Annotated in this window: 22 protein-coding genes and 1 pseudogene; 15 read left to right on the plus strand and 8 right to left on the minus strand. The window is 71.7% G+C overall.

Features of this window, described 5'->3' with window-relative positions:
* Nucleotides 1-42 precede the first annotated feature (42 nt).
* The 7 genes from BLQ34_RS17565 to BLQ34_RS17595 form a co-directional block, all read right to left on the minus strand.
* Complete coding sequence (locus BLQ34_RS17565) at nt 43-468, minus strand: SRPBCC domain-containing protein (protein ID WP_091788497.1); 426 nt, start codon at nt 466-468, stop codon at nt 43-45.
* 72 nt (nt 469-540) lie between these two features.
* Nucleotides 541-1251 (minus strand): class I SAM-dependent methyltransferase, encoded by a 711-nt coding sequence (locus tag BLQ34_RS17570; RefSeq protein WP_091788499.1) that lies wholly within the window; start codon nt 1249-1251, stop codon nt 541-543.
* A 7-nt stretch (nt 1252-1258) separates the two neighbouring features.
* On the minus strand, nt 1259-2059 hold the full coding sequence (locus tag BLQ34_RS17575) for a hypothetical protein (RefSeq protein WP_091790183.1): 801 nt from the start codon (nt 2057-2059) through the stop codon (nt 1259-1261).
* A gap of 31 nt (nt 2060-2090) precedes the next feature.
* Nucleotides 2091-2636: a hypothetical protein gene (locus BLQ34_RS17580; protein ID WP_091788501.1), complete on the minus strand. Its 546-nt coding sequence runs from the start codon at nt 2634-2636 to the stop codon at nt 2091-2093.
* Between the two features lie 163 nt (nt 2637-2799).
* Nucleotides 2800-3852, minus strand: coding sequence for a hypothetical protein (locus BLQ34_RS17585; RefSeq protein WP_091788504.1), 1053 nt, complete (start codon nt 3850-3852; stop codon nt 2800-2802).
* 8 nt (nt 3853-3860) lie between these two features.
* The gene (locus BLQ34_RS17590; protein WP_091788507.1) at nt 3861-4529 is read right to left on the minus strand and encodes a matrixin family metalloprotease; all 669 of its coding nucleotides are present in this window, start codon (nt 4527-4529) and stop codon (nt 3861-3863) included.
* 3 nt (nt 4530-4532) lie between these two features.
* A complete protein-coding gene (locus BLQ34_RS17595) occupies nt 4533-5054 on the minus strand; it encodes a hypothetical protein (protein WP_091788510.1) in 522 nt (173 codons plus the stop codon).
* A gap of 149 nt (nt 5055-5203) precedes the next feature.
* Between BLQ34_RS17595 and BLQ34_RS17600 the strand changes: the two genes are divergently transcribed.
* The 10 genes from BLQ34_RS17600 to BLQ34_RS17645 all read left to right on the plus strand — a co-directional run bounded on the left by BLQ34_RS17600 (nt 5204) and on the right by BLQ34_RS17645 (nt 15755).
* Complete coding sequence (locus BLQ34_RS17600; protein ID WP_091788513.1) at nt 5204-6130, plus strand: Ppx/GppA phosphatase family protein; 927 nt, start codon at nt 5204-5206, stop codon at nt 6128-6130.
* A gap of 23 nt (nt 6131-6153) precedes the next feature.
* The gene (locus BLQ34_RS17605) at nt 6154-6972 is read left to right on the plus strand and encodes a sugar phosphate isomerase/epimerase family protein (protein ID WP_091788516.1); all 819 of its coding nucleotides are present in this window, start codon (nt 6154-6156) and stop codon (nt 6970-6972) included.
* Complete coding sequence (locus BLQ34_RS17610; RefSeq protein WP_091788519.1) at nt 6969-7580, plus strand: TetR/AcrR family transcriptional regulator; 612 nt, start codon at nt 6969-6971, stop codon at nt 7578-7580. The genes BLQ34_RS17605 and BLQ34_RS17610 overlap by 4 nt, the downstream gene beginning before the upstream one ends.
* 81 nt (nt 7581-7661) lie before the next feature.
* Nucleotides 7662-8384, plus strand: coding sequence for an ABC transporter ATP-binding protein (locus tag BLQ34_RS17615; protein WP_407946413.1), 723 nt, complete (start codon nt 7662-7664; stop codon nt 8382-8384).
* Complete coding sequence (locus BLQ34_RS17620; RefSeq protein WP_091788524.1) at nt 8381-9115, plus strand: ABC transporter permease; 735 nt, start codon at nt 8381-8383, stop codon at nt 9113-9115. The genes BLQ34_RS17615 and BLQ34_RS17620 overlap by 4 nt, the downstream gene beginning before the upstream one ends.
* A 273-nt stretch (nt 9116-9388) precedes the next feature.
* Nucleotides 9389-12625 carry a PKD domain-containing protein gene (locus BLQ34_RS17625; RefSeq protein WP_197674739.1) on the plus strand — a complete coding sequence of 1079 codons (3237 nt, stop codon included), beginning with the start codon at nt 9389-9391 and terminating at the stop codon, nt 12623-12625.
* Nucleotides 12626-12774: 149 nt separating this feature from the next.
* A complete protein-coding gene (locus BLQ34_RS17630; RefSeq protein ID WP_091788546.1) occupies nt 12775-13725 on the plus strand; it encodes a proline dehydrogenase family protein in 951 nt (316 codons plus the stop codon).
* Between the two features lie 84 nt (nt 13726-13809).
* Nucleotides 13810-14616 carry a pyrroline-5-carboxylate reductase gene (gene proC, locus BLQ34_RS17635; RefSeq protein WP_091788549.1) on the plus strand — a complete coding sequence of 269 codons (807 nt, stop codon included), beginning with the start codon at nt 13810-13812 and terminating at the stop codon, nt 14614-14616.
* Complete coding sequence (locus BLQ34_RS17640) at nt 14609-15148, plus strand: GNAT family N-acetyltransferase (RefSeq protein ID WP_091788552.1); 540 nt, start codon at nt 14609-14611, stop codon at nt 15146-15148. Before proC ends, BLQ34_RS17640 begins: the two co-directional genes overlap by 8 nt.
* Nucleotides 15149-15218: 70 nt before the next feature.
* A complete protein-coding gene (locus BLQ34_RS17645; RefSeq protein ID WP_091788555.1) occupies nt 15219-15755 on the plus strand; it encodes a GNAT family N-acetyltransferase in 537 nt (178 codons plus the stop codon).
* Between the two features lie 182 nt (nt 15756-15937).
* Here BLQ34_RS17645 and BLQ34_RS17650 read toward each other — a convergent pair.
* Nucleotides 15938-16620 (minus strand): annotated as a pseudogene (locus BLQ34_RS17650) (potassium channel family protein).
* 99 nt (nt 16621-16719) lie between these two features.
* Here BLQ34_RS17650 and BLQ34_RS17655 point away from each other — a divergent pair.
* The 5 genes from BLQ34_RS17655 (at nt 16720) to BLQ34_RS17675 (ending at nt 21262) form a co-directional block, all read left to right on the plus strand.
* A complete protein-coding gene (locus BLQ34_RS17655; RefSeq protein WP_091788558.1) occupies nt 16720-17916 on the plus strand; it encodes an acetoin utilization protein AcuC in 1197 nt (398 codons plus the stop codon).
* Between the two features lie 194 nt (nt 17917-18110).
* Nucleotides 18111-18311, plus strand: coding sequence for a helix-turn-helix domain-containing protein (locus tag BLQ34_RS17660; protein ID WP_056915613.1), 201 nt, complete (start codon nt 18111-18113; stop codon nt 18309-18311).
* Between the two features lie 191 nt (nt 18312-18502).
* Nucleotides 18503-18601, plus strand: a complete 99-nt coding sequence (locus tag BLQ34_RS17665; protein WP_003792170.1) for a 30S ribosomal protein bS22 — start codon at nt 18503-18505, stop codon at nt 18599-18601.
* Nucleotides 18602-18944: 343 nt separating this feature from the next.
* A complete protein-coding gene (locus BLQ34_RS17670; protein WP_231961343.1) occupies nt 18945-19850 on the plus strand; it encodes an NAD-dependent epimerase/dehydratase family protein in 906 nt (301 codons plus the stop codon).
* Entirely contained in the window at nt 19850-21262 is a 1413-nt protein-coding gene (locus BLQ34_RS17675; RefSeq protein WP_091788561.1) for a lysophospholipid acyltransferase family protein, read from the plus strand. The genes BLQ34_RS17670 and BLQ34_RS17675 overlap by 1 nt, the downstream gene beginning before the upstream one ends.
* Nucleotides 21263-21280 lie beyond the last annotated feature (18 nt).

A 21280-nucleotide genomic window follows, 5' to 3' on the forward strand; every position in this document is an offset into this window, starting at 1 on the left:
CAACCTACGGGGCGCCGCCGACACCGGGCCGCGCCGGGAGGCTCAGGCCTCGGCGACCTTCTTCAGTCCGTCGAGCATGCCCTGCCAGTTCTGCGAGAACTGCTCGGCCTGCTCCTCGCTGTCGCACCCGTCCTGGGTCAGCGTCACCGCGGTGCCGTCCCCTGACGGGGCCAGGTCGTAGCTCACCGTGTGGTAGTTCTCGGGCACGTCCTCGTCACCCATCAGCGGGCTGTAGTGCGTGACCGAGAGCCGGGTGCCGGGGTCGGCCTCGAGGACCTCGCCCTTGTCCTGGTAGGACCTGCCCTCCAGCTCGCCGCTCCAGGTGACCGGGCTGCCAACCTCCCAGTCGGTCTCGACGCGCGAGCCCATCATCCACTGCGCGATCTGGTCGGGGTCGGTGAGCGCGGCCCACACCCGGTCGGGTGCGGCGGCGACGTCGACGCTGGCAGTGGCTTCGTAGCCGGTCATGACAACCTCCATTGCGCGGTGGCTCGGACACTCCGCACGGGATCTGCCGTGCCTGCCCACCCTGCCGCAGGCTCAGAAGGTGCGCCACCAGAGGTTGACGGCGTAGTCCACCGAGGTGCCGTCGTGCTCGGCGAGGATCCCCTCCGCGGCCGTCTCGGAGAACTCGATGCGCACGACGGCCTCGAAGTCGGCCCGCGAGTCGTGCTCCCACGCGATCGTGAGGCGCTCGCGGTGCCACCCCTGGCGGGTCCAGAACCGTTCCACCGCAGCCGGGTCGTACGACGGGTTCGCGCGGGCGAACCACCGCCCGAAGGTCGAGCGGGTGGCGTCGTTGTCGATGACGTAGGCCGTGCCGCCCGGCCGCAGCACGCGCTCGAGCTCGCGCAGGCCGGGTTCGGAGCCGGCGCCGAAGAAGTACGCCCACCGCGCGTGGGTGAGGTCGACGGAGGCATCGGCCAGCGGCAGCGCCTGGGCGACGCCCTCGACGACCCGCACCGACGGCATACCTGAAATGCGTTGCTCCGCAACGGAAACCAGCGGTGGGTGAGGTTCGACCCCGACGACACTGGCGCACCCGAGAGCCGCGAAGCGCGGCAGGTGGAATCCGGTGCCACACCCGACGTCGACGAGGTCGGCGCCGGCGAAGGGGTGCAGCGCGTCCATCGCGGACTCGAGCAGACCGGCGCGGTCGACGCCGAGGTTCTCGAGCTCGTAGACGTCGGGGGTGTCCCAGATGTTGGGGCTGCGGGTGGGCGCCGGCCCGGGCGGGCCGTCGGTCGTCATCGAGCTGTCACTTCCCCTTGCGGGCCTCTTGGGCGGCCAACGTCGCAGGGTGGACGAGCAGCGGCAACATCTTGCGGGAGTAAGCGTTCCGGGCCGCCTTCACGCTGGCCAAGTGGGCCTCGCAACGGATCTCCAGCTCGGCGTACCCCTCCTCGCCCATCAGCTCGACCAGCTCGCCCCGGTTGCTGCGGAAGACCGGCTCGCGCCCGACGTGGGCCTCAGGGTTGCTGGAGCAGTACCAGTCGAGGTCGTGCCCGCCCGGCCCCCAGCCGCGCCGGTCGTACTCGGTGATGCTGACCTCCTGCCAGCTCGACCCGTCGGGCAGCTCCACCTTGCGGTAGGTGCGCCGGATCGGCAGCTGCCAGCAGACGTCGGGCTTGACGGTGTGGGGCTCCTTGCCGGTGAGGACCGCGTGCTGGTGCAGCGCACAGCCGGCCCCCGCGGGGAAGCCCGGCCGGTTGAGGAAGATGCAGGCGCCGTCGACCACCTTGGTCTTGAGCGCGTCGTCCTCCTTCTCGGTCCAGGCGCCGAGCTTGGTGGAGCCCGGGTGCAGCTGCCACTCGTCCTCGCCGAGCTCCTTGACGACCTTCTTGACCCGCTTGATGTCGTCGTCGTCGGTGAAGTGCGCGCCGAGCGTGCAGCAGCCGTCGTCCGGCCGGTCGGCGTAGATGCCCTGGCACCCGCTGCCGAAGATGCACGTCCAGCTCGACGTCAGCCAGGTGAGGTCGCAGCGGAACCGCTGCCCGGAGTCGGCGGGGTCGGTGAACTCCACCCAGATACGGGCGGTGTCGAGCGGGGTCTCTGGCACGTCGGTCACCCTACGTCGTGCGTTGCCACTCCTAGGGTTCAGCCCGTATGCCGGTCTGTCGCCGACGCCGCCACGTCACTACTGCGGCGATCACCAGCAGCAGGACGACCGCGGCCACCCAGTTGAGCCGGGTCAGGTCCTGCACGGCGTCGTCCAGCCGGAGTGCCCGCCCGTAGCCGGACTTCGCCGGGTCGCCGGCCTGACCGAGCGAGCTCAGCCCCAGGGGGACCAGCAGGAGGGCCGGCACCGCGAGCAGGGCCAGCCCCCACCGCGACCCCAGCAGCAGGCCCAGGACGACGAGCAGGAGCACCGGCACCAGCGCGGTGAGGGAGACCATGCCCGACTCGAGGTAGCGGTCGCGCGAGGCGGTCTCGCCGAAGAACGGCGCGGTGTTGATGGCCGCCGCGAAGACGGTCCAGGCGAGCAGGCACCACCCGAGGAGGACCACCAGCGCGGTGACCGGCCAGACCGGCCCCCGCTCCCGACGGGCTGCCGGACGACCTGGCTCGCCCGGCCCGGTGGCGCCCGAGGGGGCGCGCGCGGAGGTGACGTCGGCGCCTTCGGTGTCGGACGGCATACGCCCCAGCCTCTCCCGGCCGACAGGATTCGGCCAGTTGCCCGCTTCGTGAGCCGTCGTGCCACGGGAAGCCCACCCCGCCCTGTCGCACACTCATGCAAAAGGCGAGTTAGCGACGGTGTCAGCGGCGCTAACTCGCCTTTTGCATGGGATAGCGACGATGTCAGCCAGCCCCGACTGCGACCGCGACCGGCCCGGTCGGGTCGAACTGCTGCGGTATCGGGGCCGGCTGGCGCCGCGGCGAGGTGATGGTCCGCTCGCTGCGGCCGTCGACCTCGAGCGTGCCGCGCGACAGCGTGGCGGTGACGTGCACCGCCGTGGCTCCCGGGTGGTCGACCGCGTCGACGGTGACCGAAAGCACGCCGTCGACGACGGTGCCGCGACCCACGAACCCGACCTCACCGGTCGGGCGGGCCACCGTCACCGCCAGGCCGTCGCCGTCCGGTCGGGTCAGGACGACCCACCGCACGAACGTCGTGCCCATCGACTCGTTCACCCCGAGCAGGGTGCCTGCGATGCCCGGTGCGGACGCCAGTGAGTCGACGTCCTTGCCGGCCAGCACGACGTGGGTGCGGTCGCCGCAGCTGAACGCCCCGACGGCGGACGCGTCGTCCGGCACCAGTGCGGCCCACGGCAGGTCAGCCCGCGCGCGGGTGCGGGCGACGGGCAGGTCGACCGTCTTGACCCGCGTCTTCAGGCGGCCCCCGACGGGCAGGACCTGGGCGTCCTCGCCCGGCAGCCGCAGCGTGGCGTCCTCCGGGTCGAGGGTCGCGCCGACCCGGTGCGCCAGCAGCCGCGCGGAGGCCGCTGCCTGGGCCGCGGCGAGCGGCCAGTCGGCGCGCACCGCCGCGCCCCGCAGGCGCTTGACGTCGGCCCGGCCACCGAGGTTGGTGAGCCCGGCTGCCGCGGCAGCGAGGAGCTGCCCGTCGGCGCCGCGGTCGGCCACCTTGCGCAGGGCCCGCACCGACACGTCGGACTGCACGTGGGCCAGACCCTTGGCGGCGGCGACCCGCACCTGTGCTTCGGCGTGGTCGGTGACGACCTTGGCGAGGGCGGTCACGGCACGACGTCCGGCGACCTTGTCCGGGGCGACGGCTGCGGCCTCGGCGAGGATGGCGACCGCCGCAGCCGGCGTCAGCGTGGTGGGTTTGCCGGCGAGGGCGGCGATCGCCCCCGTCACGGTGCGGTCCTTCGCGGACCCGATGATGACTGACATGGCTGCTCCTAGCAGGGGTTCTTCATGCGGCAGTGGTCACGCATGTTGTCGGCCTCGGACGTGGTGATGACGCCCCCGTTGGGGATCGTCGGGTTCATCAGGGCGGTGCCGTTGGTGCGGTGGCTCAGACCCAGGTAGTGACCCAGCTCGTGCGCGGTGCCGAAGTCGGAGACCCCGCCGCCCGCATTCATCTCGACGACGCTGCCGTCCATGCCCTTGGCGTCCTTGTCGCACGGGCCGTCGACCCGCGAGAGGCCGGCGGTGCTGCCGACGTACATCCGGACGAAGAACAGGTCCAGTGCGTCGTTCGGGACGGTCCACTCGTCGGTGAGGCTCTCGGCCTCGCCGTCGGAGTTGATCACGTCCCGGCCGGCCGCAGCTGCCGTGGAGATGACGAAGTGCTGGATCCGGCCGACGCCCATGGACCTTCCGGCCGCGGCATACAGGTCCCTGGTCTTCGCGATGGCGCGGTCGATCTCGACGGCGTCGTTGAATGTGAACTGGTCGGACCCGACCTGGATGCAGTTCACGTGGACGAACTTGCTGCCGAGGCGGTCGAGCTGCTGCCTCAGGGAGACCGGCACCGAGTTGGTGAGCTGTCCCATGAAGCTGCGACGCACCGACAGCGGCGACGTCGCGATGCCGATGCAGGCAGCGCGCTGGCGGAGGCTGACCACCCGTCAGCCCTCGAGCTTCCTGGCCTCGAGCTTGGTGATCTTGCCCTCCAGGCCCTTGATGAGCTCGCTGTAGCGGTGCAGCGTCTCCTCGATGGTGAGGTGCCCGAACGGGCTGTTCACCGTGAGCGTCCCGTTCACCGTCACGGCGCCGTTGAGCCTGACCGGGCCGTTGATGGTGACGCCGCCCGGGTAGTCGTGGGCCCAGTTGACGGTGAGGCCGTCCTCGAAGTCGTGGACGAGCGCGCGCCGCCACGGCTTGGAGTCCTTGCGGCGGGGTGCGTGGTCGAGGACGACGTCGGCCTGGTGACACGTCAGCCGGAAGCCCTCGATGGTGACGCCACCGGGGTAGTCCGAGTCCCAGTTCAGGGTCATGCCGTCGGTGAAGTCGTGGACGATCGCCCGACGCTGGCCGGAGCCGTTCGAGCGGCGGCTCGGCGCGTCGATCACGACGTCGTTCGCGGTGGTCTTGAAGACGTCGCCCTCGGCGGTCGTGGTGTTGCCGTCCAGGCGCAGGTCTGCATCCATCGTGTGGTTCCCCCCTTGTTCGACGGGACCCCGACGGCCCCGCCCCCGAGGGAAGGAGGCGGCACCGGCCCCGCTGATACCTCGCGCCTCGCACCGCACCGGGCGCCCGCGACGGCAACGGCGAGGGGCCGTGGCGATAGCGTGCAGCCATGCGCCTCGGGGTCATCGACGTCGGCTCCAACACGGTCCACCTCCTTGTCGTCGACGCCCACCGCGGCGCGCAGCCCCTGCCCGCGACGTCGCACAAGATCGAGCTGCGGCTGTCCGAGCACGTCACCGACTCCGGTGACATCTCCGAGGCGGGGGAGGTGGCACTGACCGGTTTCATCGACGAGTGCCTCGGCGTCGCGGAGGACCAGGGCGTCGAGGACGTGCTGGCCTTCGTCACCAGCGCGATCCGCGAGGCGCCGAACGGCGAGGACGTGCTGGCCAGGGTGCGCGCCGCGACGGGAGTCGCTCTCCAGGTGCTGTCGGGGGAGGACGAGGCGCGCCTCACCTTCCTCGCGGCCCGCCGCTGGTTCGGCTGGTCCAGCGGGACGCTGCTGGTGGTGGACATCGGTGGGGGCTCCCTCGAGCTCGCAGCCGGCATGGACGAGGAGCCCGACGCCGCCGTCTCGCTGCCGCTCGGCGCCGGCCGCCTGACCCGCGACCTGCTCCCCGGTGACCCGCCCGGACCCGACGTGGTCCGTGAGGCCCGCCGGGTCATCCGTCAACGGCTCGCCGCCGCCGTGCGACCCCTCGCCAAGGCGGGCGCTGCCGACCGTGCGGTCGGCACCTCCAAGACGATGCGCTCCCTCGCCCGCGTCACCGGCGCCGCGCCCAGCAGCGAGGGCCCGTATGCCGCGCGCAGCCTCGAGCGCGCCGCGCTCGCCACCCTGGTCACCGACCTCGCGGGGATGTCCGTCCGGGAGCGGGCCGGACTGTCCGGGGTCTCGGCCAGCCGCTCACCCCAGCTGCTCGCCGGCGCGCTCGTCGCCGAGGCGGCGATGGACCTGCTCGACCTGGAGCGGCTGGAGATCTGTCCGTGGGCGCTGCGCGAGGGCGTCATCCTCAGCAGGCTCGACACGATGGGCTGAGACGCCCTCGCTAGGCTCGGGGCATGGCTGGAGCGGTGTCGATCCCTGGGGCCACGGTGGCTCTGTCGACCGCCTCGGTCTACCCCGACACGTGCGCAGCCGCCTTCGCCACTGCGGCGCGGCTGGGTTACGACGCCATCGAGGTGATGGTCTTCACCGACCCGGTCTCGCAGGAGGCGGGTGCCCTGGCGGCACTGTCCCAGCTGCACGGCATACCCATCGTGTCGGTGCACGCCCCCACGCTCCTGCTGACGCAGCGGATCTGGGGCCCCGACCCCTGGACCAAGGTCGACAACTCCATCGCCCTGGCCCGAGAGGTCGGGGCGTCGACCGTGGTGCTGCACCCGCCGTTCCGCTGGCAGAAGGAGTACGCCAGCGAGTTCGTCGAGGGGGTGGCGCTGCGCGAGCACGAGACCGGGATCGCGCTCGCGGTCGAGAACATGTTCCCGTGGCGGGCTCGCCAGCGGGAGTTCGAGGCCTACCTGCCGCACTGGGACCCGGTGCCGCAGCCCTACGACCACGTCACCCTCGACCTGTCGCACACCTCCACCGCCGGCTCCGACGCCATGGCGATGGCCGCCGCCCTCGGGCCCCGGCTGCGGCACGTCCACCTGGCCGACGGCCTCGGTTCGCTCAAGGACGAGCACCTCGTGCCGGGGCGGGGCAGCCAGCCCTGCGCCGAGTTCCTCGAGCTGCTCGCGCTGAAGCGGTTCTCGGGGTCGGTCGTCGTCGAGGTCGGCACGCGCAAGCTCACCCCCGAGCAGCGTGAGGTCGACCTGGCCGAGGCGCTCGCGTTCGCCCGGCTGCACCTCGCCACCGCCTCGACGGCCGATGCCTCATGAGCCCGCGTGGGCGGCGGCCGGGTGGCGCGGACACCCGGCAGGCGATCGTCGAGGCGGCCCGCGTCGACTTCGCCGAGCAGGGCTATGACGGCACGTCGCTGCGGGGGATCGCGCGCCGGGCCGAGGTCGACCCGGCGCTGGTGCACCACTACTTCGGCGGCAAGCCGCAGCTCTTCGCGGCCGTCATGGACATCCCGGTCGACCCGTCGGCGCTGATCGGTGCGGTGCTCGCCGGGCCGCGCGACCGGATCGGCGAGGCACTGGTGCGCACCTTCCTGCGGGTCTGGGACGACGAGGCCGGCCGGCAGCGGTTCCAGGCCCTGGTGCGGGCGGCGGTCACCCACGAGGAAGCCACCCGCATGCTGCGCGAGTTCCTGGTGCGAGAGGTGTTCGGGCGGGTGGTCCGCGAGCTGGCGACCGAGGGACCGGAGGAACCCTCCGGTGCCGACCAGCCGGCGCTGGAGGTCCGGGCGGGGCTGGCCGCCTCGCAGATGATAGGGCTGGCGATGATGCGCTACATCGTGGAGTTCCCCGCCGTGGTGGAGGCGACCCACGACGAGCTGGCCGCCCTGGTCGGGCCGACGCTCCAGCGCTACCTCGTCGGCTGACCCGACCCAGCGGCCCCGCCCCTTCTCCCCTCGGGGAAGGGGCTTGTCGGCGACCGCTCGGAGGGCTATATTCATCGCATGATGAAAAACGCCATCGAGATCGCGCACCTCCGGGTGGTCCGGGGGAGCCGCGAGGTGCTGCCCGACCTGTCGGTCACCGTCCCGGCCGGCCAGGTCGTCGGGCTGCTCGGCCCCAGCGGCAGCGGCAAGTCGACCCTGATCCGCGCCGTCGTCGGGGTCCAGGTCGTCGCCTCCGGCGACCTCACCGTGCTCGGGGAGCCGGCTGGCTCGCCCTCGCTGCGTCGGCGGATCGGCTACGTCACGCAGAGCCCGAGCGTCTACGACGACCTCTCGGTGCGGGCCAACGTCCGCTACTTCGCCAGCATCCTCGGGGCGGACGCCTCGGCCGCGGACGACGCGATCGAGGCCGTCGACCTCACCAGCCACGCCGACGCCCTGGTCGGCAACCTCTCCGGAGGCCAGCGCTCGCGGGTCTCGCTGGCGGCAGCCCTCGTCGGCGACCCCGAGCTCCTCGTCCTCGACGAGCCCACCGTCGGGCTCGACCCCGTGCTGCGTCGCGACCTGTGGGAGCTGTTCAACCGCCTTGCGGCGCAAGGGCGTTCGCTGCTCGTCTCGAGCCACGTCATGGACGAGGCGAGCCGCTGCGACCGGCTGCTTCTGCTGCGCGAGGGTCGGATCCTCGCCGACGACACCCTGCCCGCCCTCCTCGCCCGCACCGGCACCGACGACGCCGAGCAGGCCTTTCTCGCCCTGATCGACCGCGCTGCCCAGGAGGCACGATGAACGCCCACCGCACCCTCGTCACCGCCGGCCGGGTGCTGGCCCAGCTGAGGTCCGACCACCGCACCATCGGGCTGATGCTCGTCGTGCCGTGCGTCCTCGTGGGGCTGCTGGCCTGGATCTTCGACGGCACCCCGGTCTTCGACGGGCTCGGCGCCTCGCTGCTGGGGGTCTTCCCGTTCGTCGTGATGTTCATCGTCACCAGCGTCGCCACCCTGCGCGAGCGCACGTCGGGCACGCTCGAGCGCTTGCTCACCACGCCGATGGGCAAGGGTGACTTCATGTTCGGGTACGCCCTCGCGTTCGGCGTGATGGCAGTGCTGCAGGCGGTGATCGCCACCGCGTTCGCCGTCTACGTCTGCGACCTCGACGTCGCCGGTCCGCTGTGGCAGCTCGTCGCGGTCGCCGTGCTCGACGCCCTGCTCGGCACCGCGCTGGGCCTGCTCGCGAGCGGGTTCGCGCGCACCGAGTTCCAGGCGGTGCAGTTCATGCCGGCCTTCGTGCTGCCGCAGTTCCTGCTGTGCGGGCTGATCGTGGCGCGGGACCGCCTCCCCGACGTCCTGCACTGGGTGTCCGACGTCCTGCCGCTGTCGTATGCCGTCGACGCGATGAAGTCGGTGACGGCCAGTGCCAGCCCGGGCGCCGACGTGGCCGGTGACGCTGCCGTCATCGCGCTGTGGGTGCTGGTGGCGCTGGTGCTGGGGAGCCTGACGCTGCGGCGCCGGACCGCCTGAGCTCCTACGTCCTTCGGCGGACCTCCACCGGTCGACCCGGCGTTACGGTGAAATCGCCCGACAGAGGGGCTCCTGCAGGGGGGCACGACGTGGCCGGTGGTGGTTTGTCGGGCCGGTGGCGGTGCGCCGTGCCCCGCTGCCGGACTCCGTGCACGGTCAGCCACTCGCACACCCCGCTGCCCGTCACTTGGGTGGTCGGGGTGCGCCATGGCGGAGCGACAGAGTCTTCTCGGTAACCGCGGGACGAGGTCCCTCACGAGCGCGCTGGCGGTGGTGACCCTGTGTGCTGCCGCGCTGCTCGGGGCGGTCGTCTCCGCGTCAGCCGCACCGGCACCGGTCGTGCCGGTCACCTCGACCGGCATCAGCGCCGACGCCCTGCCCACCGTGCAGGTCAACGGCGTCGTCTGGGGCCAGGCCGTGGTCGGCACCACGGTGTATGCCGGCGGGTCGTTCAGCAACGCGCGCCCGGCGGGCTCCGCCCCGGGGACCAACCTCGTCGCCCGCAGCAACCTCCTCGCCTACAACATCACCACGGGCGTCCTCATCGGCTCCTTCGCCCCCCAGGTCAACGGTCAGATCCTCTCCGTCGCGGCGTCCCCCGACGGCAGCCGCATCTACATCGCGGGCGACTTCACCACCGTGAACGGCCAGGCCAGGCGCCGGGTGGCGGCCTTCGACACGGCCACCGGGGCGCTCAGCACCGCGTTCAACCCGACCGGGGTCACCGCCCGGGCCCGGGCGGTGGTCGCGACCAACGACACCGTCTACGTCGGCGGTGGCTTCGCGGGGCTCGGCAACGGGCAGCTGCGCAACAACCTCGCTGCCTTCCGAGCCTCCGACGGCGCGGTGCTGCCCTGGAACCCGAACGCGGACTACGCGGTCTGGGCCCTCGCCGTGTCCGGCGACGGACAGTGGGTCATCGCGGGAGGCTCGTTCACCCACGTCGGCGGGCTCGACGCCTACGGTCTCGCCAAGATCGGCGGTGCCAACGGCGTCCTCGACACCTCCTGGAAGCCGGCGGTCCGCAACGCGGGCCCCGACACGGGCATCAGCAGCCTCAACATCTGGGGCCCCTACGTCTACGGCACCTCGTGGTCGTTCGGCAGCGGCGCGAACCTGGAGGGCGCCTTCAAGATCCCCGTCGCCAACTCCACGACGCAGTGGCTGACCGCCTGCCACGGCGACTTCTACTCGGCCTTCCTCACCGGCGGGGTCGTCTACATCGCCGGCCACCCCCACTACTGCGGCTCCATGGGCGGTGGCTTCCCCCAGTACCCCCAGTGGAAGTTCCAGCACTCGATGGCCTGGACCGACTCGGTCGGAGGGCAGATCCTCAGCGACTCACTCGGCTACCCGAACTGGCGTGGCACCAACGCGCCGTCCCTGGTGAACTGGCTCCCGGACATGACCATGGGCTCCTACACCGGCCAGTACCAGGCCGGGTGGGACATCGACGGCAACGCCGACTACGTCGTCTACGGCGGCGAGTTCCCGACGGTCAACGGCGTCGGACAGCAGGGCCTCGTGCGGTTCGCCCGCCGTGGGCTGGCACCGAACAAGGAGGGGCCGCGGTTCACCGGTGGCACCTTCACGCCCCGGCTGGTCCCGACCTCGTCGTCGACGCTGCGGGTGAGCTGGACGGCCGGCTTCGACCGCGACGACTACAACCTCACCTACCGGGTGATCCGCAACGGGGCCACGGGGTCGCCGCGCTACACCACGACGGCCGGCTCGAGCTGGTGGTCACTGCCCGCGCTGGGGTTCGTCGACACCGGCCTGACTCCCGGCGCCACCTACACCTACCAGCTGATCGCCAACGACCCTGGCGGCAACACCGTCTTCGGCGGGAACGCGACGGTCACGATGCCGACCTCGTCGAGCGCGAGCAGCGGGTACGCCCAGTCGGTGCGCGCCAACGGGGCCCGCATCTACTGGCCGATGAACGAGGCGTCCGGGTTGACGGTCAACGACCGCGCAGCCGGCACCGGTGGCACGGCCGGCCTCGGCGTCACCGACGGCCGCGGGGACACCGGGATCCAGTGGGGCCAGTCGGGTGCCATCGCCGGTGACACCGCAGCCGCCCTGACCAACAACGACTTCAGCCGGGTCTACGCGCTGGGGTCCGAGACGGCGCCGGACACCTTCACCTCGCAGGTGTGGGTGCGCACGTCCACCGGCAGCGGGGGCCGGATCCTCGGGTTCGGCGACCTCCAGAACGGCAAGTCCGCCCACCGCGACCGACACCTCTACATGGACAACTCCGGCCGGATCGTGTTCGGGGTCTACGGCCAGGACGGTTCCCTGCGGACGGTGATCAGCCCGTCGGCCTACAACAACAACGTGTGGCACATGATCACGGCGACGATGAGCAGCGCCGGGATGCGGCTGTACGTCGACGGCAACCTCGTCGGGTCACGCACCGACACCACGGCGGGCGAGTCCTACCTCGGCTACTGGCGGCTCGGCGGGGATGTCCTGGGCACCGACGACGGTCGCCCCGGCTGGAGCCCGCGTCCCTCGTCGAACAACTTCGTCGGCAACGTCGACGAGATCGCGATCTACCCGAATGCGTTGGGGCAGAGCACGATCCAGGCACAGTACGCACTGCGCAACGGTGGTGGCGGCGGCAACCAGCCGCCCACCGCGTCGTTCACGTGGGGCGCCACCGGGCTCGCCGCCTCGTTCAACGCCTCGGGCTCCAGCGACCCCGACGGGTCGATCGCGAGCTACACGTGGAACTTCGGCGACGGCGCCACCGGCACCGGTGCCACCCCGAGCCACACGTATGCCGCGCCCGGCACCTACACGGCGCAGCTCACCGTGACGGACAACCAGGGTGCGACCGGCAGCACCACCCGACAGGTCACGGTCGCCGCGGCCGGGGTCATCGCCAGGGACACCTTCAGCCGCACCGTCGTGGACGGGTGGGGCCAGGCCGACACGGGCGGCACCTGGACCCTCACCACCGCTGCCAGCAACTTCGCGGTGAGCGGGGGAGCGGGCACGATGCGGCTTGCTGCCTCGTCCGGGCCGTCGGCCTACCTCACGTCGACCTCGGCCCGCGACGTCGACCTCCGGACCACCATCGGCTTCGACAAGCCGGCCACCGGTGGTGGCGTCTACGCCTCGGCCGTCGTGCGCCGCGTCGGCACGTCGGACTACCGCGTGAAGGTGCGGGTGACGGGCACCGACACCACGGCATACCTCGCCCGGACGGTGGGCGGCGCCGAGACGATCCTCACGAGCGTGCCGCTCCCCGGGGTGGTCGTGGCGGCCGGCGACGCGCTGTCGCTGCGCGTGCAGGCGGTCGGGGGTGGGACGACCACGCTGAACGCCAAGGTGTGGCGGGCCGGGACCGCTGAGCCCGGGGCGTGGACCACGACCACGACGGACTCCACGGCGGGCCTGCAGTCGGCCGGCGCCGTGGGCGTCTACGCGTTCCTGTCGGGCTCGGCGACCAACGCGCCGATCACGCTGTCCTTCCCCGACCTCGAGGCGGTGGCCCCCTGACGACCGCACGACGACCCGGACGACCCTGACGGTCCTGACGGCCGCACGACGACTCCGACGACTCCGACGACCCCGGCGGCGGTCCGGCCTGCGGACGGTTAGCCTTGACGCCGCCGCGACCTCCGTGGCGACCGGTCGGAAGGACTCCCGTGGACGCCAGTGACCTGCTGCGCAACAGCCTGCTCCAGCTCTCCAAGAGCGATGCTGTGCGACAGACGATCGAGAAGGCGCCCGTGAGTCGCAGCGTGGTCCGTCGGTTCGTCCCGGGTGACCGCACCGAGGACGCCGTCTCCGCCACCGCCGACCTGCGGGCCACCAACCGGCTCGCGACGATCGACTACCTGGGTGAGGACACCAGCGACCTCACCCAGGCGATCCGCACCCGCGACCACTACCTCGACCTGCTCAGGGCGCTCGCCGAAGCCGACCTGTCACAGCACGGCATGGGCGAGGTGAGCCTGAAGCTGTCCGCCCTCGGCCAGTACCTGCCCGGCGACGGCGACAAGATCGCGCTCGAGCACGCCCGCGAGATCTGCCAGGCCGCCGCGAACGCCGGCACCACGGTGACGCTCGACATGGAGGACCACACCACCACCGACGCGACGCTGGAGGCGCTGCGCGAGCTGCGCCAGGACTTCCCGTGGGTCGGCGCGGTGATCCAGTCCTACCTGCGCCGCAGCGAGGGCGACTGCCGCGACCTGGCGCACGAGGGCAGCCGGGTGCGGCTCTGCAAGGGCGCCTACAAGGAGCCGGAGTCGGTCGCCCACCAGAGCAGCTCGGAGGTCGACCAGAACTACGTCCGCTGTCTCAAGATCCTGATGGGCGGCGAGGGCTACCCGATGGTCGCCAGCCACGACCCGCGGCTCGTCGAGATCGCCGGGGCGCTCGCCGTGCACCACCGCCGTGACCCCGACAGCTACGAGTACCAGATGCTCTACGGCATCCGCCCCGAGGAGCAGAAGCGGATCGCCGACCGCGGCAACCAGATGCGGGTCTACATCCCCTACGGCGAGGAGTGGTACGGCTACCTCATGCGGCGCATGGCCGAGCGCCCCGCCAACACGATGTTCTTCCTGCGCGGACTCGCCACCAAGAACTGACCCGGCTGCGCCGACTCGATGCGAACGCGCCCGGAATCACCGGCGCGTGCACATCGGATCGGGCAGCACTGCCAGACTGCCGCCATGGGAACTGTGGCGATCCTCGGTGCCGGTGTGATGGGCGAGACCCTGCTCTCGGGGTTGATCAGGTCCGGGCGCAGTGCGGACGAGCTGATCGTGACCGCCCGGCGACCGGAGCGCGCCGAGCAGCTGACCGACCGGTATGCCGTGCGCGCGATGTCGAACGTCGAGGCGGCGCAAGCCGCCGACACCCTCGTCCTCGTGGTCAAGCCGCAGGACATGGGAGGGCTCGTCGAGGAGATCCGCGGTCACGTCACGGCCGGCAACCTCGTCGTCAGCCTCGCCGCGGGCATCCCCACGCAGTACCTCGAGAGCCGGCTCCCGGACGGGGTGGCGGTCGTGCGGGTGATGCCCAACACCCCGGCGCTGGTCGACCAGGGGATGGCCGCCGTCAGCCCGGGTCGAAGCGCGGACGCAGCCCACCTTGAGGAGGCGGCCGAGCTGCTGCGCTCGTGCGGGCGGGTGGTGCAGGTCGCGGAGAAGCACCAGGACGCGGTCACGGCGATCAGCGGCAGCGGCCCCGCCTACATCTTCTACGTCGTCGAGGCGATGATCGAGGCCGGCGTCGTGCTCGGTCTGCCCCGGCCGACCGCGACGGAGCTGGTCGTGCAGACGCTGTTCGGGGCCGCCACGATGATGCGGGAGACGGGCCAGCACCCGACCGTGCTGCGCGAGCAGGTCACGTCTCCCGGTGGCACCACGGCCGCCGCGTTGCGGCAGCTCGACGACCACAAGGTGCGGGCCGCCTTCATCACCGCCATGGAGGCCGCGGCGACCCGGTCGCACGAGCTGGCCTCCGGGAATGACTGAGCCGGCGGGCGACCCCGCGCTGGGACCGGCGCCGGGGCCGCCCGGTCTCGACGTCGTGCGGGTCGACCCCTCGATCTGGCAGGTCAACCGGGCGGTGCGGCTCGCCATGCTGCTCGACACCCCGCGGGCCTACGGCAGCACCTTCCAGCGCGAGGTCGCGTTCCCCGACGAGGTGTGGGTCCAGCGGATGGCCGACAGTGCGGGGTGGCTGGCCTTCGAGGACGATCTCCCGGTCGGCTCGGTCACGTCCTTCCACGCCCCCGACCAGCCGGCGGACGAGACCTACCTGGTGGCGATGTGGGTCGCGTCGCACGCGCGCGGCCGCGGGGTCGCCGACCGCCTCGTGGCCGCCCTGGTCGAGCACGCCCGGGCTGCCGGGCTGCGGCGGGTCACGCTCGACGTGGCCGACGACAACCCGCGCGCGATCGGTTTCTACGAGCGGCTGGGCTTCACCCGCACGGGTCGCACCGGCGAGCTGCCGCACCAGCCCACGGTGACCGAGTTCGAGATGGAGCTCCTGCTCGCGCAGTGACCGTCGGCCCTGGGTGAACACTCGGTGGCCCCGATGACGGAAGACGCCCCGGTCGTGCGACAGTGGGGTCATGAGCGACATCTCCGTGCGGGTTCTGGGTGAGGACGAGTGGGAGCAGTACCGATCGGTGCGGATCAACGCGCTCGAGGAGTCGCCCGAGGCCTTCGTGGCCAGTGCCGACGAGGAACGCGCCTACGACGAGGACTTCTGGCGCACCCGCATGCGGCGCAGCCAGCGGCTGCTCGCCGAGCGGGACGGCTCACCGGTCGGGGTCGCCAGCGTCGGCCAGGCCCGGCAGGAGGGCGAGAAGGAGAACGCCAAGGTGGCCGAGCTGTTCGGGCTGTGGGTCGCGCCCGCCGCCCGCGGCACCGGCGTCGCGACCCAGCTCGTGCAGGCCGGCGCGGATGCCGCCCGCCAGCAGGGCCGCAGCCACCTCGCCTACTGGGTGGGTGCCGACAACGGACGGGCGGTCGCCTTCGCCAGCGGCTTCGGCTTCCGGCCCACCGACAGCCGTCGCCCGATGCGCGTCAAGGGTTCCGAGGACGACGAGGACGAGGTGGCCATGGTGCTGCCCCTCGGTGAGGACCGCGGCACCCCCAACCTCTGACGACCCGCGGTATGCCGCGCCGCGGGCCCCCGCTGTGCCGCTCCGCCCGCGCCGCCGCGCCGCCCGCCATACCGAGCCGCGCGCCATACCGAGCGTCGCTCCTTCATGCAAAAGGCGAGTTAGCGCCGCAGACGTCCGGCGCTAACTCGCCTTTTGCATGAGCTGGCGACAGGGAGTGGGGCCTAGGGGCGGGAGGCCAGCCGGTCCAGCAGATCGGTCGGGCCGCTCACGATCAGGGTGTCGTGCGCGGTCACCTTGGTCTCGGGGACGGCGTACGTGAAGTCGCTGTGGGGTGCCTTCACCCCCACGACGGTGACGCCGTACTTGCTGCGGATCGCGCTCTGCTTCAGGGTGAACCCGATCGCCTCCTGCGGCGGCTTCATCTTGACGATCGCGAACCCGTCGTCGAACTCGATGTAGTCCATCAGCTTGCCGTTGAGCAGGTGCGCGACCCGGCGGCCGCTGTCGACCTCGGGCGAGATGACGTGGTGCACGCCGATCCGGTCGAGGATGCGGGCGTGCTCGGGGAGAGTGCCTTCGCCCAGATCGTGGGGATGCCGGCGTCGACGAGGTTCATCGCACACAGCACCGACGCCTCGACCGACGACCCGATGCCGACGACGGCGATCTGGAAGCTGCGCGCCTTGAGGTTGGCGACCGACTGGGGCTGCGCCGCGTCGGCCTGCACGATCCGGCCCACCTTGCCCAGGAACGACTCGGCGAGGTGCGGGTCGCGCTCGACGGCCACGACGTGGTGCCCGAGCTTGGTCAGCTCGATCGCGACCGCGCTGCCGAACCGACCGAGGCCGATGACCAGGACGTCGTCCTCGTACAGCTTCTTCGCCACTGCTGGCCTCCGCGGCATCGGGGATGGTGGGACGGATGGTGGGACCTCCACGCTAGCGCGTCCCTGCAGGTGGGACCGTGCTGTCCGGAATCGTCGCGCGGCAGGTAGCGTCGGGCCATGCCCTCACAGGTGCGGGTGGTCTGGGACCCCGGGTTCACCGCCTACGACTTCGGGCCGGGCCATCCCATGAACCCGGTCCGGCTCGACCTCACCGCCCGCCTCTGCGAGTCGTTGGGTGTCTTCGACCACGAGGGCGTCGAGGTGTTCTCCCCGCCCGTCCCCGACGACGACGTGCTCACCACCGTGCACACAGCCGACTACGTCGCCGCCGTGCGCGCCACGTCCGAGGACCCGGCCGCTGCCGACCCGGCCTACGGGTTGGGCACCGACGACGACCCGGGCTTCGCCGGCATGCACGAGGCCAGCGCACGGGTGGTCGAGGGCACCCGGCAGATCTGTCAGGACGTGTGGGAGGGGCGCACCCAGCACGGCGTGAACTTCTGCGGCGGGCTGCACCACGCGATGGCGGGCAACGCCGCCGGCTTCTGCGTCTACAACGACATCGCCGTCGGCATCCGCTGGCTGCTCGACCACGGCGCCAAGCGAGTGGCCTACGTCGACGTCGACGTCCACCACGGCGACGGGGTCGAGCGGATCTTCTGGGACGACCCGCGGGTGCTGACCATCTCGCTGCACGAGTCGGGGCGGGCGCTGTTCCCGGGCACCGGGTTCGCGAGCGACATCGGTGGGCCCGCCGCGGAGGGCGACGCGGTCAACGTCGCCCTGCCTCCCGGCACCGGCGACTCGGCCTGGCTGCGCGCGCTGCACTCCACCGCCCTTCCGCTGGTGCGTGCCTTCAAGCCCGACGTGCTGGTCACCCAGCACGGCTGCGACACGCACGCCCAGGACCCGCTCGCGCACCTGGCCATGTCGGTGGACGCGCAGCGGGCCGCGGCCGAGGCGCTGCACCGGCTCGCGCACCAGGTCTGCGACGGACGCTGGGTCGCGCTGGGGGGCGGCGGCTACGAGCTCGTGCACGTCGTCCCGCGCACCTGGACCCACCTGACCGCCATCGCGGCCCACCAGCCGGTCGCCCTGACCGAGCCGGTGCCGCAGGACTGGCTGGACCACGTGCGCCAGGCGTTCGGCCGCGAGGGGCCGCGCCGGATGGGTGACCTCGACCCTGCCGACGGTCCGATCTGGCACCAGCCCTGGGACATGGGCTACAACCCCCACGACGAGGTCGACCGGGCCATCATGGCGACGCGGCAGGCCGTCTTCGACCGGCACGGCCTCGACGTCTGGTTCGACTGAACGACCAGTGCTCAGAGTGACACCGTTGTGATTTCCGAGGTGGCTGCGGCGTGTCGGCTGGACAAGTCGGAAGAAGTTTTCCCATTGGGTTCCCCACGAGTCACATCAGCCCCTACAGTTCACTCTGCACGCGAGTAGAGGTCCGCCGGAAGGGAAGCCGGCGATGCGCGCGTGTAGAAGATCGAGGTAAAGACATGTCCAACGAGCGACAGCTCGCCGAGGTGCGGTTCCTGACCGTCGCCGAGGTGGCCTCGATCATGCGCGTGTCGAAGATGACGGTGTACCGCATGGTGCACGCAGGAGAGCTTCCCGCCATCCGCGTGGGGCGGTCCTTCCGGGTTCCGGAGGACGCCGTGCACAAGTACCTGCGAACCTCATACGTCGACACCGCGTGACGAATTGCTGACCGCACGGTGAAGGGCGGGTCGGGGCGCGAGCCCCGACCCGCCCTTTCGTATGGTGCCGGGCCCGGGCGGCGGGGGCGCGGTTTGGGTCGTGGGGTCGGGGGCCGCTAGAGTGGCCCCACAGTTCGGCGTGGTGCGTTCGTTGCCCCGTCCGGCAACACGACCACGACCAAGAGGACATCATGGGCTCTGTCATCAAGAAGCGCCGCAAGCGCATGGCGAAGAAGAAGCACCGCAAGCTGCTTCGCAAGACGCGCCACCAGCGTCGCAACAAGAAGTGATCGAAGGCCCCCGCCGAGCGGGGGCCTTTCTTCTTGCCCGGAACGGCGTCCGAGGACACGACGCGCCGGCCGGATCCGCGCGAACGTCCAGTTCTCGCGGCGCGTCGTGTCCTCGCTCGCGGCGCGATGTGACCAGCGCCGCGTCCACGGGGTGGCGCATCCCCTTCGGCATCACCGGGGCGCTCGGTAGGGTCTTGCCTGTGGCTGATGTCGTCCTGGTGACCGGCGTCTCGAGGTACCTCGGGGGCCAGTTCGCCCGTGCCCTGACGGCCGACCCGTCGGTGAAGCGGGTGATCGGCGTCGACGTCATCCCCCGCCGGGCGACATCGGGCGGGCCGAGTTCGTGCGGGCCGACATCCGCAACCCGATGATCGGCAAGATCATCGCGCAGTCCGAGGTCGACACCGTCGTGCACATGAACGTGATCGCGACCCCGACCCATGCCGGTGGCCGGACCTCCCAGAAGGAGATCAACGTCATCGGCACGATGCAGCTGCTCGCGGCGTGCCAGAAGGCGTCGAGCATCAAGCGGCTGGTGGTGAAGTCGTCGGCCGCGGTCTACGGCTCGAGCCCCCGCGATCCCGCGATGTTCACCGAGGACATGGGCCCGAAGTCGTTGCCACGAGCCGGGTTCGGCAAGGACTCGGTCGAGGTCGAGGGCTATGTGCGGGGCTTCTCACGGCGGCGTCCGGACGTCGAGATCTCGATGCTGCGGTTCGCCAACATCATCGGCCGTGGCATCCGCACCTCGCTCACCGACTACTTCGCGCTGCCCGTGGTGCCGGTCCCGTTCGGCTACGACGCACGGCTGCAGTTCGTCCACGAATCCGACGCGATCGCCTCGCTCCTCGTCGCCACCACCGGTCCGAGCAGCGGCATCACCAACATCGCCGGCGACGGTGTCATCACGGTGGCCCAGGCCGCCGGGATGGCCGGTCGCCCGATCGTGCCGGTGCCGATGCCGGCAGCCGGGATCTTCGGCAACCTGGTCAAGCGCTCCGGCCTGGCCGACTTCAGCAGCGACCAGATCCAGTTCCTGGCCTACGGCCGCGGGCTCGACACCCGTCGGATGCGCGAGGTGCTGGGCTTCGAGCCGTCCTACACGACGCGCGCCGCCTTCCTGGACTACGCGCAAGGCGTCGGCTCGGCGATCCCGGGTGCCGGGGTGGTCGGCGCCGCCGTCACCGGTGCCGCAGGCACTGCCGCGAGCGCGATCAGCCACGTCTGGGCTGCAGGGAGGAACGACTGATGGCTCCCACCTCGGGCGCTGGGGCGCCGAAGAAGAAGCCGGCCCGCAAGAGCACGCTGGCGGTGGGTGCAGCACGGGCGTCGGGGGAGCGCGCCAAGCGCCGTAGCACCCCGCTCATCGCGGCCGACCCGGCTCGCCCGGCCGAGACCGCACCCGCAACCCCCGCTCAGGCCGCCCCCACGCCGGCCACCCCTGCGGCGGTCACCTCCACGGCGGCAACGCTCGCCCCGGCCGCGTCGAGCGGGAAGCACCGCCCGCGCCCGGTCGCCAAGTCGGTCCCGACGCGCAAGGCGGTGGCCCGCTCCGGGGCCCGCACCACGAAGCCGTCCCGAGCGGCGGCCGCCGGACCCCGGCGCGACGAGGGCGGCGCGACGTCGGCGAGCCCGCGGCATACCCCGGCCCCGAAGGTGCGCGCCCTCAAGGCGGTCACCGACGACGTCGTCGTGCCCGAGCCCGCGATCGGCGCCGGCTCGTCGGGCGGGTCGCGCAGCATCGCCCCGGGCGTGGAAGAGCTGCTGACGGCCGGCATCGCCGCCGTGCGGGTGGCCGCCGAGGCCGCAGGCATCTCGCCCGACGACGTCGAGCGGCACCTCGCCTCGATGCTCTCCTTCGTCCGGCGGCGGGTGACCGGGGACTACACGGTCGACGAGTTCGGCTTCGACGAGGACTTCACCCGGCACTTCTACCTGCCGGTGCTGCGCCCCCTCTACCGCTCGTGGTTCCGGGTCGAGGTGCGCGGGATCGAGAACATCCCCTCCGAGGGTGGCGGCCTGGTCGTGGCCAACCACTCCGGCACCGTCGCCATGGACTCCCTGATGACGCAGGTGGCCGTCCACGACGAGCACCCGGAGCACCGGCACCTGCGCATGCTCGGCGCCGACCTCGTGTTCCAGACCCCGGTGATCGGCCAGGTCGCGCGCAAGTCCGGGTCGACCCTGGCCGCCAACCCCGACGCCGAGCGGCTGCTGTCGAGCGGTGAGCTGTGCGGGGTGTGGCCGGAGGGGTTCAAGGGTGTGGGCAAGCCGTTCAGCGAGCGCTACAAGCTGCAGCGGTTCGGGCGTGGCGGCTTCGTCTCCGCGGCCCTGCGCACCGGGGCGCCGATCATCCCGTGCTCGATCGTCGGGGCCGAGGAGATCTACCCGATCATCGGCAACGCGAAGGCCGTCGCCCGGCTGCTCGGGGCGCCGTACGCACCGATCACGCCGACCTGGCCGCTGCTCGGTCCGCTCGGGCTGATCCCGTTGCCGAGCAAGTGGATCATCGAGTTCGGGTCACCGGTCGAGACCGCCGACCTGGGCCCGAACGCCGCCGACGACCCGATGCTCGTGTTCGACCTCACCGACCAGGTGCGCGAGACGATCCAGCAGACCCTCTACTCGCTGCTGATGCAGCGTCGGTCGGTCTTCTTCTGACCGGTCCGGCCAGCCGCG

It is taken from the genome of Pedococcus dokdonensis (genome assembly GCF_900104525.1).
Taxonomy (GTDB): domain Bacteria; phylum Actinomycetota; class Actinomycetes; order Actinomycetales; family Dermatophilaceae; genus Pedococcus; species Pedococcus dokdonensis.

What these genes read in the sequence shown, in the direction of transcription:
- BLQ34_RS17585 (WP_091788504.1), bottom strand. Translation starts at nt 3,852, where the DNA reads ATGTCAGTCATCATCGGGTCCGCGAAGGACCGCACCGTGACGGGGGCG.
- BLQ34_RS17615 (WP_407946413.1), top strand. Translation starts at nt 7,662, where the DNA reads ATGAAAAACGCCATCGAGATCGCGCACCTCCGGGTGGTCCGGGGGAGC.
- proC (WP_091788549.1), top strand. Translation starts at nt 13,810, where the DNA reads ATGGGAACTGTGGCGATCCTCGGTGCCGGTGTGATGGGCGAGACCCTG.
- BLQ34_RS17660 (WP_056915613.1), top strand. Translation starts at nt 18,111, where the DNA reads ATGTCCAACGAGCGACAGCTCGCCGAGGTGCGGTTCCTGACCGTCGCC.
- BLQ34_RS17580 (WP_091788501.1), bottom strand. Translation starts at nt 2,636, where the DNA reads ATGCCGTCCGACACCGAAGGCGCCGACGTCACCTCCGCGCGCGCCCCC.
- BLQ34_RS17665 (WP_003792170.1), top strand. Translation starts at nt 18,503, where the DNA reads ATGGGCTCTGTCATCAAGAAGCGCCGCAAGCGCATGGCGAAGAAGAAG.
- BLQ34_RS17655 (WP_091788558.1), top strand. Translation starts at nt 16,720, where the DNA reads ATGCCCTCACAGGTGCGGGTGGTCTGGGACCCCGGGTTCACCGCCTAC.
- BLQ34_RS17675 (WP_091788561.1), top strand. Translation starts at nt 19,850, where the DNA reads ATGGCTCCCACCTCGGGCGCTGGGGCGCCGAAGAAGAAGCCGGCCCGC.
- BLQ34_RS17640 (WP_091788552.1), top strand. Translation starts at nt 14,609, where the DNA reads ATGACTGAGCCGGCGGGCGACCCCGCGCTGGGACCGGCGCCGGGGCCG.
- BLQ34_RS17610 (WP_091788519.1), top strand. Translation starts at nt 6,969, where the DNA reads ATGAGCCCGCGTGGGCGGCGGCCGGGTGGCGCGGACACCCGGCAGGCG.
- BLQ34_RS17565 (WP_091788497.1), bottom strand. Translation starts at nt 468, where the DNA reads ATGACCGGCTACGAAGCCACTGCCAGCGTCGACGTCGCCGCCGCACCC.
- BLQ34_RS17600 (WP_091788513.1), top strand. Translation starts at nt 5,204, where the DNA reads ATGCGCCTCGGGGTCATCGACGTCGGCTCCAACACGGTCCACCTCCTT.
- BLQ34_RS17605 (WP_091788516.1), top strand. Translation starts at nt 6,154, where the DNA reads ATGGCTGGAGCGGTGTCGATCCCTGGGGCCACGGTGGCTCTGTCGACC.
- BLQ34_RS17595 (WP_091788510.1), bottom strand. Translation starts at nt 5,054, where the DNA reads ATGGATGCAGACCTGCGCCTGGACGGCAACACCACGACCGCCGAGGGC.
- BLQ34_RS17645 (WP_091788555.1), top strand. Translation starts at nt 15,219, where the DNA reads ATGAGCGACATCTCCGTGCGGGTTCTGGGTGAGGACGAGTGGGAGCAG.
- BLQ34_RS17620 (WP_091788524.1), top strand. Translation starts at nt 8,381, where the DNA reads ATGAACGCCCACCGCACCCTCGTCACCGCCGGCCGGGTGCTGGCCCAG.
- BLQ34_RS17570 (WP_091788499.1), bottom strand. Translation starts at nt 1,251, where the DNA reads ATGACGACCGACGGCCCGCCCGGGCCGGCGCCCACCCGCAGCCCCAAC.